The sequence below is a fragment of the Budvicia aquatica DSM 5075 = ATCC 35567 genome (assembly GCF_000427805.1).
In the GTDB taxonomy this organism is placed as follows: Bacteria; Pseudomonadota; Gammaproteobacteria; order Enterobacterales; family Enterobacteriaceae; genus Budvicia; species Budvicia aquatica.
Window position 1 is genome coordinate 13,575 of sequence record NZ_ATYS01000043.1, and the last position, 14,370, is coordinate 27,944.

Sequence of the window (14,370 nt, forward strand, 5' to 3'; positions counted from 1 at the left end):
TAATTTAATAGCTATCAAATAAACCTGTTAAGTAATAAGTACCCAACATCATTCGAGTTGCAGGTAGGCGGCAAGTGAGTGAATCCCGATGAGCTTACTTAGGTAAGTGACTCGGGCGAACGAACGCAGCCAACACCCCTGAAAATCTAGAAAGATGACGGGTATAGATAAATGTAATCTAACCCATCATAAGTAGTGGGTTATTGCATGACCAATACTAAAATCCCCCTAATCCATACTGAAAATGTAATGGTTCAGAATGTGTTTCCACGCAATTATCGTTGATTACAAGATGGTAATAGGTAAGCACATGACGACAGGAATATTGAAAGCACATTTGCAAATGCTGGGGTTTACGGCCCTGCTTGGCGGATCTTTTATTGCCAGCGCAACCATCAGCAACTCCCTTCCCCCCATGGTGATTACATGGTTGAGATATGCAATTGCGAGCCTGCTGTTTATGGTGCTGTTAATGGGGCAAGGATTACTGAAGTTGCCCCGCCTGCGGGATTTAGGGCGATATACGCTTATCAGCCTGCCGCCACTGCTCTATTTTGCCTGCATGATATTTTCACTCCAGACAACCAGCGCAATAAATTCAAGTGCGTTATACACCACCGTGCCATTAATGAGCATGGTGATGAGTATGGTATTGCTTAAATCAAAGTCGACTTGGTTAGTCACCACTGCATTACTGATCGGAATTCTTGGTGCACTGCTGATTATCTTTAAAGGGGATTTGACTCAGGTATTACAGCTGTCATTTATGCCATCTGACTATCTATTCTTATTTGGTTGTCTGGGTATGGCACTAAATCCGATTGTGGTCAAAAAACTGCACCGCGGGGAGCCGTCACTGGTACTTACCGGCTGGAGTTTGATATGCGCAACGCTGTTGCTAACGATAATGATTGGCTATCAGTTACCGGATATCAAATGGGGAAATATTAGCGTCATAACCTGGAGTGGCGTCTTATATCTGGCCGCTTTTGCTACCGCGCTCAGTTTCTTTCTGTTTCAAAAAGCCTGCATTGTCTTATCACCAACTAAGGTATCCGGTTACGTTTACCTGATCCCCCTCTCGGTCATAGCGACGAATGCCCTATTAGGCCAAACAATTCAGTGGCAGGAAATCGCCAGCGGAGCCGCGTTAGTCCTGATCGCAATGACGATTCTAGTTAAAACTAAGTAATCGAACTTAAAGCAATTTCAGAATAACTCAAGAAGCCCGTTTAATGCCTCCGAGGCGCTATCCGGGCGATAAACCGCAAACAGATCGGCAGATAACTCCTCTTTGACCGGAATAAACTTAATATTAGGCCAGGGAATATCTTGCATGCTTTCAGGCACGAGGGCGATCCCAAGGTTACTATTAACAAATGCGAGTTGGGTTTGAGGTTCATCAAACTGGTAAATAGTACTTGGCGTACAGCCTGCATTGAGACAACTATTATATAAATTTTTAGAATAACCTGAGTTACTAAAGGTTAGAAATATCAGAGCCTGTCCGGATAAGTCTTTCAATGAAAGGATATTACTATTAGCAAGCGGACTTTCATTCGATACCGCCACCGCAACTCGTTGCTTTTCTACCCGCTTATATATCAAAGCAGGGTTTCGCTCTAAATCAGCACAGCGCCAAAACCCGATATCCAGCTTCTTATTTAATAGCGCTTCATATTGCTTACTTGGAGGAAGTTCATGTAATGACCAAGTGCTACTCGGATTATGCGCCTTATAGCTTTTTAGTTTATCTAATAGCTGTTGCCAAAGTGCCGAGCCAATCATACCTATATTAAGATGACTTTGTTCATTACGGGCAATATAAGAAACCCGGCTTAATGAATTTTCTATTTTATCAAAAATATCCTTCATTTCGGCCTGCATCATCTCGCCGGCAAGGGTTAAGACCACATTGCGGCTGTCTCTGATAAACAGCGGGAAGCCCAAGGCATCTTCCAGCTCTTTAATTTGCAGGCTTAAAGGAGGTTGTGAGATATGGAGTCGCTCAGCCGCTTTGCCAAAGTGCAGTTCTTCTGAAACCACTAAGAAGTAGCGAATCATTTTCAAATTAATACGGCCAGAGAAAAGAAGCTTTTGCATATTACATATCCAGTTATTACTAATACGATTAAGTCGAATTATTATTCCAATAAGAATATCGTCTGAAAATTCAATCTCTAAAGATAACTATGGTGCAAACGCAGAGTTAAATACACGCACGATTAGAAAGGTTTAAAAACAGAACGACTAATCATCAAGTACTATGATTATAGCCTGAAAGATTATTACTACTTTAAACATTTTTCAAAATGCTTTCCCACTATGTGATCTATATCCATAACCTGATAAACAGAGAATAATAACAAAGTGTTTTAATCATATTTATTTAATCAATAGATAATAAATAATATTATCTACCTGAAAAAGTTAGCCCGATAAATAATAAACCACCAGCTATATATTAAGATTGGTAGATAAAAACTCGGCCGGTACATATGCAGTTAGCCATACGCCATTATCTGCCTGATAAAACTTAAATCCTTGCTGGTACATAAGCAAAGCGTTCACCATTAACACGACCGGTTTACCATGACGTTGCCCCACAGAAATTGCAGTCAACTCATCAGCAGACAGGTGAACATACTGCCGATTGCCGGCAACCAATCCATGGTGATTAATGGAATCTATAAATCTTGTTGCTGTACCATGATATAAAGATTCGGGTGGTATTCTCTCCTGATATTGGATATCAACCTGTCGTGACGAATGCCCCTGAACGGCTCGAATGCGTAAACCGTCATCTGAAATTGCAAAGCGTTTTTTATCACTGCTATCTACTACTAACTGTAATAATGGAATATTCAGACTTTGCCCGGCGCTGGCCGCTCGGGTAATCAGTTGATTAATGTCCGCCCATCCTTCACTGTCTAACATTAAGCCTATGGCTTGCGGCTGATGCCGTAAGACGAAACTTAAGAATTTACTCACCTGATCGTGCTGTTTGCTCATTTTTATTATCCTGCTATCTTTATAATATCTCGTGATACTAAGCGCATTTACCTGAAAAATTAAGAGAAAAAATATAGTCCGCGTTAGATTGGTACCAATTAATCATTAAAATTTAAACTCAATATACGCCGATAAAATAATTAACAATAGAAAGTAAAATGAATATAGAAAATATCGTTATCACTGTCGAACTTAGATTAACAACAGCTTAAAATTTAATCTATTCATATAAGAAAAAAACCACCCACCTACATTTCTATGATTTTCATGACTTTATCAAGTTTAAATAAATGTTTTCACATTAGCTCATCAACATGTTTAACCATAATAATACTGGAACGATCACTTATAGTAATATAGATATCACTATCTCTCTGGAAACGGGTCTTATTGTTTCATCAATACACTAATAATTCGAATATCATTTACAATATGCAACTAGACTAGCACCCATCCATTAAATCAATAATAACAACAGACACATTTTTCAAAATATGTATAATACGCAGCGCTCCATACTATTTATATTTATTAAGGAAGATAGTGAATGAAAAAGGCAATTATAGCCACTGCAGTATTTTTAGCGCTAGGTGTAAGCAACATCGCTCAGGCAGATAACCACACGGTAACGTTAGGATATGCTCAAAGTACCGTTCAGAATTTTGATGATATTGACGGTATCAACGTAAAATATCGCTACGAGTGGGATTCCCCTTTAAGTATTATTTCATCATTCACTTATATGAGTGGAAATGATGATGCCAGCTATATGGTGAGCAGAGATATTATCAACACCCACGCAGAGATTAAATACTACTCTCTGTCTGCTGGACCAGCCTATCGAATTAACGAAATGGTCAGTATCTATGGTTTGCTCGGCGTTAATCTGAATAAAGTTGATTACTCGTCTTCATGGTTGAATTATGAAGGTTTTGGAAACTACACTAATATGGGCTCCATTAGTGGTAGCGAGCGTAAAGCGTCTCTGATGTATGGTGCAGGTTTACAAATTAATGCATGGGAAGGTGTTACAGTAGATGTTGGCTATGAAGGCTCACAATTAGATATTGATGGCCAAAATTATTCCATCAATGGATTTAACGTAGGCCTTGGCTACCGTTTCTAAGTTTTAGACTTAAGCTGAACGCCAAACAAAAAGGGGAAATAATTTAATTATTTCCCCTTTTTAGTAAAAATTTTAAGACTAAATATCTAACCGAGTTTTAGCTGCATTAATGGCACTGGCAACCTGATCCGGACTTACGCCGCCTTTGGCGCTGCGCTTTTCCAGACAAGATTTCAGCGACAATGCCGGATAGACATCATCTTCAATCGCAATATTAAACGTCTTCAACTGTTCCAGCGATAGCTCTTCTAGCGCCTTACCTTGTTGAATAGCTTCCAGCACCGCTGACCCGACAATATGGTGCGCTTCGCGGAACGGAACTCCCTTGGCGACTAAATAATCAGCCAGCTCAGTGGCGTTAGCATAGCCCTGTTGAGCCGCTTCCTGACAGCGAGGGCGCTTAATTTGGATGCCGTCCAGCACCAGCACGGCCATATGTAAGCAGTCTAGCCAAGTATCCAACGCATCAAAGATCCCCTCTTTGTCTTCCTGCATATCTTTGTTATATGCCAGAGGCAGGCCTTTTAGCGTCATCATCATGCCAGTAAGTGCGCCCTGAACCCGGCCACATTTACCGCGAATCAATTCCAACGCATCCGGGTTTTTCTTCTGTGGCATCAGGGATGACCCCGAAGTCACGCGATCTGATAGTTCAATAAAGCCCGCTTCACCGGTGTTAAAGAAAATCAGATCTTCAGCAAAACGAGACAAATGCACCATGCTGATAGAGGCATCAGACAGCAATTCCAACACGTGGTCACGATCGGAAACGCTATCCAGACTATTGCGAGTAGCGGCGCTGAATCCTAACCAACCGGCAAGCTGATCGCGATCGATTGGATAAGCCGTTCCGGCCAAGGCACCACAGCCTAACGGGCTGGTATCCATACGCTTTAACGCATCCTGTAAACGGCTTTCATCACGGGCCAGCATTTCGGTATAAGCCATACACCAGTGGGCAAAAGTAACCGGCTGAGCTCGCTGTAAATGCGTATAGCCCGGCATTACTGCATCCTGATTCTGTTCAGCCGTGATAACCAGCGCTTGCTGTAACTCTTTAACGCCCTGTAGCAGTAAAGCTACCTGCATTTTGCACCACAGCTTGAGGTCGGTCGCGACCTGATCGTTACGACTACGGCCGGTGTGCAGCTTTTTACCTAAATCACCCACTTTACCGATCAGCTTTTGTTCAACCCAGCTATGAATATCTTCCGCATCACTGGCAAGAATAGCATCCGGATCGGCCTGAACTTCGGTCAGCAGTTGGTCTAAAGCTTGTTCTAATTTTTTCTGCTCTTCAGAACTTAACACACCGACGGTTACCAGCGCTTTTGACCAGGCTACCGAACCGATAATATCCTGCTCGGCTAAGCGATAATCAAAACGCAATGAGTCATTGAACAGTTTAAAGCGTTGGTCCGCCGCCTGACTGAATCTGCCACCCCACAATGCCATACCTTCCTACTCCTAAAAAATCAGGGCGATATCATCATCGCCCTTGGTTTTATCCTATAAACCTCGGCTTATAGTTTATGTGAACTACCTATCCGTACAGAATAACGTTTCATCAGATAAACGTTAACCGTTTTATTTATTACTTGGTCTTCAGCTCATTCAACGCACGAATACGTGAAGAAAGTGAGAACAGACGGATAAATCCACCGGCGTGGCTGTGGTCATAAACTTCGTCTTCGCCGAAGGTTGCAAACTCTTCAGAATACAGGCTGTTTGGTGATTTTTTCTGAATCGCCGTTGCCTGACCTTTATAGAGCTTAACCACGACTTCGCCATTAACATCCTGAGCAAGTGATTCTGCCGCAGCCTGTAATGACCGGCGTAATGGAGCAAACCAACGACCGTCATATACCACATAGGCCATTTCCAGACCTAACTGCTCACGCCATTTGAAGCTATCACGATCTAACACTAACTGCTCAACGCCACGCAGCGCAGTCACCATAATAGTGCCTCCCGGGGTTTCGTAGCAGCCACGGGATTTAATACCCACTAAACGGTTTTCAACAATATCAATACGCCCGATACCGTGTTTAGCACCCAGTTCATTCAGTGCTTCTAAGCATTTGAACGGACTCATGGCTTTGCCATTAACCGCAGTGACTTTTCCTTTCTCAACGGTAACGGTAACCAGCTCAGCCCGATCGGGAGCATCTTCAGGAGCAACAGTCCACACCCAACAATCTTTATTTGATGCATTCCAAGGCGTTTCTAATACGCCGCCTTCGGTTGAAATGTGCCATGCATTCTCATCACGGCTATAGATTTTCTCTAATGACGCGGTCGTCGGGATATTACGCTCTTTCAGATAATCCAGCAGAGCCTCACGGGAACGCAGGTTCCACTCACGCCAAGGTGCAACAACTTTAAGATGCGGAGCCAAAGCGGTATACGTCGTTTCAAAACGAACCTGATCGTTACCTTTGCCGGTTGCACCGTGGCACAGTGAGTCTGCACCGAGCTTCAGCGCTAACTCAACCTGAGCTTTGGCAATCAAAGGACGTGCCATTGATGTACCCAGCAAATAGCTGCCTTCGTACAGTGCGCCGGTCTGCAGTACAGGATAAACATACTCACTGATAAACTCTTCGCGCAGGTCAACAACGTAGCAAGATGACGCGCCAGAATTCAGCGCTTTTTGCTCTACGCCTTCTAAATCTGCACGTTCCTGACCGATATCAGCCACAAATGCCACTACTTCGCAGTCACCGTAGTTTTCTTTCAGCCATGGAATGATGGCCGAAGTATCCAGACCGCCTGAGTATGCTAAAACAATTTTTTTAATGCCGTTGTTATTCATCACTATATTTCCTTGATTGCTAATCTGAAATTTTTAATTCACTGACTATTGAGTAAAAGATAGAAAATAAATGCGGATCTTTTCTAACCAGTAACACCACTAAGCTAATATTCGGGTACCAACAGGCACGCCGTTAAACAGTGCCGGCAGCTGCTCTGCATGCCGCCAACTGGCGATATCTACCGGGCGACCCAAGGTACGTGCCGCATCTAAAGCAGCATTAACCTTAATCACCATTCCATCAGTAATAATGCCCTGATCTATCAGTTTTTGAGCTTTCTCTGCCGTCATTTCGGCAATGCGCTGCCCCTTACCATCAAGAATCCCGCTCACATCGGATAACAACACCAAATCAGCCCCTAAGGTTGCCGCCAGTGCCGTTGCAGCCTGATCGGCATTAACGTTCATCAATGCGCCTTGCGGCGTAATACCGATCGAGCTGATAATTGGCAGGTAACCACCGGCCAGCAAAGTTTCAATAAATTTTTTACTGCCCGCTTTAGCTTCGCCTACGTGACCCAAATCATCGGATAGCTGACTCACCTCAACCATATCACCGTCGGCCAGGCATAGTCCCACAGAACTAATTTTGTGCTTCTTCGCTACGGCTAATAGGGTTTTATTGGCCGTCCCGGCTAACGCACCGGTAATAGTGCCAATTTGATCTTCCGGCGTGACCCGCAGACCGTTTCTTCTGATAACCGGCAAAGCCAGCTTTTTCATCAGTTCATCAACCAAACAGCCACCGCCGTGCACAATCAGCAAATCCCGCTGGTTTTTTTCTTTATAACCTGCCAGTGCAACGAACAGGCGTTCCATTGCTTCATCGCTGTCCAACAGCGCCCCACCAAGTTTAATAATTAACGGATTCATCCTTCTTCTCCCTAGAGTAAGGATTGGGTTTCATTAAAGCCAAACCGCAGGTTCATACACTGAACGGCCTGAGCAGCCGCGCCTTTTAGTAAATTATCTTCAGCCGCAACCACAATAATATGCCGACCGTCTACGGCGAAACCGATATCGCAGAAGGGTTGCCCGACCACTGATTTTAGCGCCGGCAGCCCTTTTTCATACACCCGAACTAACGGTTTATTGTGATAGGCATTGTAAAACGCACGGTTAATATCAGATTCGCTCACGCCATCTTTCAACTTACAGGTAATCGTCGCCAGAATTCCTCTCGGGAAATTACCAAGATGAGGAGTGAAAATAACAGGAATACCTAAATGAGTTGAAATTTCAGGCTGATGACGGTGAGTAAATACGCCATAAGGTTGCAGACTGACTTCACAAAAACTGGTGGTCATACTGGCTTTACGCCCAGCGCCGCTGACACCGCTTACCGCGTTAATCACCGGCCACTGCTGCTCATCTAACAAACCGGCCTCTACCAGAGGTTTTAATGCCAGCTGTGATGCCGTGGGATAACAACCGGCAACGGCAATAAGCTGGGTGTGTTTGATTTTATCTGCATTCCACTCTGCCAGCCCATAAACCGCCTGCTTTAACAAATCACCATGCTGATGAGTAAAACCATAATATTGAGTATAGAACTCGGCTTGATCAACCCGGAAAGCGCCGGATAAATCAATAACCACACAGCCGGCAGCCAAAAACTGGGGTGCTAAATCGTGGCTCACTTCATGTGCCGTGGCTAAAAAAACCACATCAATACCTTTAGCGGCCTCAGCAACGTCAGTCAGCGGTTGCAGGGGCAGATCAACCAGCCCTTTTAGCTGCGGATGAAGGTCCGAAAAGATTTTTCCTGCGTCGGCACTTTGTGCTGACACCATTAAACCGGCAATGTTTATCTCAGGATGACGCCTTAAGTACGCTGCCAGCTCTGCACCGGTATAACCACTTGCGCCAACAATAAGTGTATCTAACATAAAAATGACCTATTTAAGTGCGTGAGCATGACCTGACAACGATATTTGGTAGCGCCAATTGATAAGGGCAGCACGCTTACGGTAATGTGAAGTAATTAGTGCTTAAGGTACGAAATTCTGTTCCCTTAAACAATCCTTTATTGTATTTTTATGCAAAATAAATGAATTTATATTGATTGATTACTGAAATAGGCCGCTACTTGTGAATAAAACATTACCTCCCTTTATCGAGCTGTACAGTAAACTTATTGCCATTCCCAGCATTAGTGCAACCGATCCGGCTCTTGATCAGAGCAATGAAACGCTGATTCATCTGCTGGCGGAGTGGTTTACCACCTTAGGTTTCAATGTTGAAGTTCAGCCGGTTCCGGGCACGCGCCATAAATTCAACCTGCTGGCATCACTGGGTGAAGGCCCGGGAGGGCTTCTGCTATCCGGCCATTCTGACACCGTGCCCTTCGACGATGGTCAATGGACGCGAGATCCGTTCACCCTGACTGAGCAAGATAATAAGCTCTATGGATTAGGCAGCGCCGATATGAAGGGATTTTTCGCCTTTATACTCGATGCCCTGAGAGATATTGATAAAAAGCAGTTCACCAAGCCGTTATACATTCTGGCTACCGCCGATGAAGAGACGTCTATGGCCGGCGCCCGCTATTTCACCACCACCAGCCACTTAAAACCTGACTGTGCCATTATCGGCGAGCCAACGTCGCTGCAACCGGTACGAGCGCATAAAGGCCATATTGCCAATGCAATACGCATTACCGGGCAATCAGGCCACTCCAGCGATCCGTCACGTGGTATTAACGCCATTGAACTGATGCATGAGGCTATCGGTCACCTGATGACCCTGCGCGATGGTTTAAAAGAACGCTATCACCACGATGCGTTTGCCATTCCCTATCCGACCATGAACTTCGGCCATATTCACGGCGGCGATGCCCCTAATCGGATTTGTGCCTGCTGTGAACTACACTTAGATATTCGCCCGTTACCGGGCCTAACGCTGAATGATTTAGATGAACTGGTCAATCAGGCCTTAACGCCGTTAAGTCACGTTTGGCCGGGGCGCGTTGCGATAGAACACCTGCATGAAGCCATTCCCGGATATGAATGTTCAGCGGACGATCCGCTGATTCAGGTGGTTGAAAAACTGGTCGGTACCAAGGCAGAGGTTGTTAACTATTGTACTGAAGCCCCGTTTATACAGCAGATGTGTCCGACGTTAGTATTGGGCCCCGGCTCTATCGAGCAGGCTCACCAACCGGATGAATTTCTGGCCACCTCTTTTATACAACCGACCCGCCATTTGCTGACGCAGGTTATCCAGCATTTTTGCATTAAAAAGTAGTGTGGACTGGCCGCACCTATTCCCCTTTTATTTTATTTTCTTATCGTAATAAACAGGTAGGTAATAGAGGTGAACTGGTGCGAAAAACAAGAAAATGGCGTGGATTATCCATTTTTAAGGGATGAGTGCGTAAAAAAAGCTAAAAGGATTCAACAAAAATGAGGAACTACTCATTTTGTGTGATACAACTCTACTTTAGCGAAAAAAAAATAGAATTCTCGTTAACCAGGCAGGAGACATATGAACGAACAATATTCAGCAATGCGAAGCAATGTCAGTATGCTTGGCACACTTCTCGGCGACACCATCAAAGAAGCCCTAGGAGAAGATATTCTGGAGAAGGTAGAGACCATCCGGAAATTGTCCAAATCATCCCGCGCCGGTAATGATGCCAACCGTCAGGCATTGCTTTCAACGCTACAAAACCTGTCTAACGACCAGCTGTTGCCGGTAGCCAGAGCCTTTAACCAGTTCCTGAACTTCGCCAATACCGCAGAGCAATATCACAGCATTTCATCGCATGGTGAAGCATCGGGAAATCCGGTGGTATTTGCCAACTTATTTAACCGGCTAAGAGAACAGAATCTCAGTGATGATGAAATCCGTAAAGCGGTTGATCAATTATCCATTGAGTTAGTGCTTACTGCGCATCCTACAGAGATCGCTCGTCGCACCATGATTCACAAGCTGGTTGAAGTAAACAATTGCCTTAGCCAACTGGACCATAACGATCTGGCCGATTATGAGCGCGATAAAATTATGCGCCGTCTGCGCCAGTTGGTGGCACAGTCATGGCATACCGACGAAATCAGAAGAATTCGCCCGACGCCGGTAGATGAAGCCAAATGGGGATTTGCCGTCGTTGAAAATAGCCTATGGGAAGGCGTTCCTGCATTCCTACGGGAGTTTAACGATCAGTTAGTCGACTCCCTTGGCTATAACCTTCCGGTGCAGGCAGTGCCGGTTCGCTTTACATCATGGATGGGTGGCGACCGCGACGGTAACCCGAATGTAACCGCTAAAATTACCGAACACGTCATGTTATACGGCCGTTGGAAGGCCGCTGAATTATTCCTCAAAGATATTCAGTTTTTGGTTTCAGAGCTCTCTATGTCTGACTGTACTCCTGAGCTCAGAGCAATAGCCGGCGGAGACGAAGTCCTTGAGCCTTACCGCGAACTAATGAAACAGCTACGCAGCCAGTTAATGAGTACTCACAGTTATCTGACTGCCCGCTTGAATGGTGAACGCGTCAACTGTCCGGACGATATGCTGGTTCATAACCATCAGCTATGGGATCCGCTCTACGCTTGCTACCAATCACTGCGCGCCTGCGGAATGGGTATTATTGCTAACGGCCAACTTCTGGATACCTTACGCCGTATTGGTTGCTTTGGCCTACCTCTGGTACGTATTGATATCCGTCAGGAAAGCACCCGCCATAGCGATGCACTATCTGAACTGACCCAGTATCTGGAGTTGGGTAATTTCAGTGAATGGACGGAAAAAGATAAGCAAGCCTTCTTAGTTAACGAACTCCAATCTAAAAGGCCTCTGCTTCCGCGCGACTGGCAGCCAAGTGCCGAGACTCAGGAAGTTCTCGACACCTGTAAAGTAGTCGCCAAAGCGCCTGAAGGTTCTATTGCCGCCTATGTTATCTCTATGGCGCGAACGCCTTCCGATGTGCTGGCCGTGCATTTGCTGCTAAAAGAGGCGGGTTGTACTTTCGCTCTGCCGGTCTGCCCGCTGTTTGAAACGCTGGAAGACTTAAATAACGCCAACGATGTAATGACCCAGTTGCTGAATATCAAATGGTATCGCAACTTCATCGGCAACAAACAAATGGTGATGATCGGTTATTCAGACTCATCGAAAGATGCCGGCGTATTAGCGGCTTCATGGGCGCAATACTATGCACAAGAAGCCTTAATTAAAACCTGCGAAGATGCCGGCGTTGATCTGACGCTGTTCCACGGCCGTGGCGGTACTATTGGTCGCGGCGGTGCACCGGCTCATGATGCATTACTATCCCAACCACCGGGTTCGTTGAAAGGTGGCCTACGGGTAACCGAACAGGGCGAAATGATCCGCTTTAAGTTTGGCCTGCCTGAGGTGACGTTGGGCAGTTTATCCAACTATGCCAGTGCGATTCTTGAAGCTAACTTATTGCCACCTCCGGCACCTAAGCAAGAGTGGCGCGATCTGATGGATGAGCTTTCTGAGGTTTCCTGTCAGGAATATCGGGATATCGTGCGCGAAGAGCCGGATTTTGTTCCGTACTTCCGCTCTGCAACGCCAGAACTGGAGCTCAGCAAACTCCCTCTGGGCTCTCGCCCGGCAAAGCGTAAGCCTAACGGCGGTGTAGAAAGCCTGAGAGCCATTCCATGGATCTTCGCATGGACCCAGAACCGCCTGATGTTACCGGCCTGGCTGGGTGCGGGTACCGGATTACAGCACGCGATTAAAAGCGGTAAACAACAGCAGTTAGCCGAAATGTGCAGAGACTGGCCATTCTTTAACACCCGCATCAATATGTTGGAGATGGTTTATGCCAAAGCCGACCTGTGGTTAGCTGAATATTACGATCAGCGGTTAGTGGATAAGAATCTCTGGCCGCTGGGCAATAAGCTGCGTTCTCTGCTGTCAGAAGATATCAAAGTGGTGCTCACACTGGCCAATGACCAGCATCTGATGGAGAAACTGCCTTGGATTGCTGAATCAATTAGATTACGTAATGTTTATACCGATCCGCTAAACGTGCTGCAGGCTGAGCTGCTTCATCGCTCACGTCAGCAGGAAACCCCGGATCCGCGCGTAGAGCAAGCCCTGATGGTAACCATTGCCGGCATCGCCGCCGGTATGCGTAATACCGGTTAGTGGGTTAAGAGATAAAAAAATGCCGCAATCTGCGGCATTTTTTATTGATGACACACTGAAGATAGGCCCAAAGCGCTCTGCACTCAAAAACTTTGCCCCCTCGGCCGCTAGAAAAAATGAATATTCCAATGTTGACTATGCGGACGAAATTTTCGCTGTAACCAAATTAAACTACTTGGTCTTCAAACCATAATACTAAGCCGGGCGCACGCCTAAAGTATGGCAAATTGCGTAGCTCAACTCTGCGCGGTTCAGGGTATAAAAGTGGAAATCCTTCACCCCTTCACGGGACAAAATTTTCACCATATCCATCGCAATAGAGGCGCCGACAAACTTACGGGTTTCAGCATCATCTTCAAGGCCAGCAAACATCTGAGTCATCCACTGAGGAACGCGCACATTCGTCATCGTTGCAAAACGCTGCAACTGTTTGAAGTTAGATACCGGCAAAATTCCCGGTACAATTTCAACGTCAATACCTGTCGCTACACAGCGGTCGCGAAAACGCAGGTAGCTTTCAACATCAAAGAAAAACTGAGTAATGGCGCGATTAGCACCGGCATCAATCTTCTTCTTAAGATTAATTAAGTCAGCCTGAGCGCTTTTCGCCTCGGGATGAACTTCAGGATAGGCCGCAACAGAAATATCAAAATCGCCAACGCCTTTCAGCAGGTGAACAAGGTCTTCTGCATACATTTCTGGCTTGCCGCCACCCGGAGGTAAATCTCCACGCAGAGCGACAATATGGCGAATACCGCTGTTCCAGTAATCCTGTGCGATTTCCAGTAACTGCCCTTTACTGGCATCGATACAGGTCAGGTGCGGTGCAGCATCCAGGCCGGTCTTATCTTTAATGCCTTTAATAATGCTATGAGTTCGGTCACGCTCGCCGGAATTAGCACCGTAAGTGACAGAAACAAATTTTGGCTTCAACGTTTTTAAACGATCGATAGACTGCCACAGAGTTTGTTCCATCTCGCTGGTACTTGGCGGAAAAAATTCAAAAGACACATTAATTTGGCCACTGAGCTCTGCCAGACTCTGGTTCAGTGCTTCCCGTTGGTTAGCGTGAAAAAAACTCATATCCTGTCATCCTATTTTGCTAATTACCTGACACTTTTATTATACATCCGTACGTATGGATGTTTAGACGTCTAAACAAGATGACTTAAGTCGCTCAATCTGTCAACACCAAAAATAAATATTAAGAAAGAATAAATGACGGGCGGTCAATATGCAGGGGAAGAAACGAGGGGGATATTTAAATAACAACGCCTGAGCCGATCCGGCACTC

Annotated in this window: 11 protein-coding genes; 4 read left to right on the forward strand and 7 right to left on the reverse strand. The window is 45.5% G+C overall.

The window, feature by feature from the left end:
- Positions 1 to 343: 343 nt before the first annotated feature.
- Positions 344 to 1,192, forward strand: a complete 849-nt coding sequence (locus YWE_RS0115720; protein ID WP_029095406.1) for a DMT family transporter — start codon at positions 344 to 346, stop codon at positions 1,190 to 1,192.
- 17 nt (positions 1,193 to 1,209) lie between these two features.
- Here the strand turns inward: YWE_RS0115720 and YWE_RS0115725 are convergent, their stop codons facing one another.
- Complete coding sequence (locus tag YWE_RS0115725; RefSeq protein ID WP_029095407.1) at positions 1,210 to 2,103, reverse strand: LysR family transcriptional regulator; 894 nt, start codon at positions 2,101 to 2,103, stop codon at positions 1,210 to 1,212.
- Positions 2,104 to 2,457: 354 nt separating this feature from the next.
- Positions 2,458 to 3,012: an RNA 2'-phosphotransferase gene (locus YWE_RS0115730; RefSeq protein ID WP_029095408.1), complete on the reverse strand. Its 555-nt coding sequence runs from the start codon at positions 3,010 to 3,012 to the stop codon at positions 2,458 to 2,460.
- A gap of 547 nt (positions 3,013 to 3,559) precedes the next feature.
- On the opposite strand from YWE_RS0115730, the gene YWE_RS0115735 reads away from it, so the two are divergent.
- A complete protein-coding gene (locus YWE_RS0115735; RefSeq protein ID WP_029095409.1) occupies positions 3,560 to 4,138 on the forward strand; it encodes an Ail/Lom family outer membrane beta-barrel protein in 579 nt (192 codons plus the stop codon).
- 78 nt (positions 4,139 to 4,216) lie between these two features.
- Here the strand turns inward: YWE_RS0115735 and argH are convergent, their stop codons facing one another.
- From argH to argC, 4 genes are all read right to left on the reverse strand, one after another.
- Complete coding sequence (gene argH, locus YWE_RS0115740; RefSeq protein WP_029095410.1) at positions 4,217 to 5,593, reverse strand: argininosuccinate lyase; 1,377 nt, start codon at positions 5,591 to 5,593, stop codon at positions 4,217 to 4,219.
- Between the two features lie 139 nt (positions 5,594 to 5,732).
- Entirely contained in the window at positions 5,733 to 6,953 is a 1,221-nt protein-coding gene (locus YWE_RS0115745; protein WP_029095411.1) for an argininosuccinate synthase, read from the reverse strand.
- 99 nt (positions 6,954 to 7,052) lie between these two features.
- The gene (gene argB / locus YWE_RS0115750) at positions 7,053 to 7,826 is read right to left on the reverse strand and encodes an acetylglutamate kinase (RefSeq protein WP_029095412.1); all 774 of its coding nucleotides are present in this window, start codon (positions 7,824 to 7,826) and stop codon (positions 7,053 to 7,055) included.
- Positions 7,827 to 7,837: 11 nt separating this feature from the next.
- Positions 7,838 to 8,842, reverse strand: a complete 1,005-nt coding sequence (gene argC / locus YWE_RS0115755) for an N-acetyl-gamma-glutamyl-phosphate reductase (protein ID WP_029095413.1) — start codon at positions 8,840 to 8,842, stop codon at positions 7,838 to 7,840.
- 202 nt (positions 8,843 to 9,044) lie between these two features.
- Here argC and argE point away from each other — a divergent pair, with 202 nt between their 5' ends.
- On the forward strand, positions 9,045 to 10,199 hold the full coding sequence (gene argE, locus YWE_RS0115760; RefSeq protein ID WP_029095414.1) for an acetylornithine deacetylase: 1,155 nt from the start codon (positions 9,045 to 9,047) through the stop codon (positions 10,197 to 10,199).
- Positions 10,200 to 10,439: 240 nt separating this feature from the next.
- Positions 10,440 to 13,076: a phosphoenolpyruvate carboxylase gene (gene ppc, locus YWE_RS0115765; protein ID WP_029095415.1), complete on the forward strand. Its 2,637-nt coding sequence runs from the start codon at positions 10,440 to 10,442 to the stop codon at positions 13,074 to 13,076.
- 195 nt (positions 13,077 to 13,271) lie between these two features.
- Here ppc and metF read toward each other — a convergent pair whose 3' ends face one another.
- The gene (gene metF / locus YWE_RS0115775) at positions 13,272 to 14,159 is read right to left on the reverse strand and encodes a methylenetetrahydrofolate reductase (protein ID WP_029095416.1); all 888 of its coding nucleotides are present in this window, start codon (positions 14,157 to 14,159) and stop codon (positions 13,272 to 13,274) included.
- Between the last annotated feature and the right edge of the window lie 211 nt (positions 14,160 to 14,370).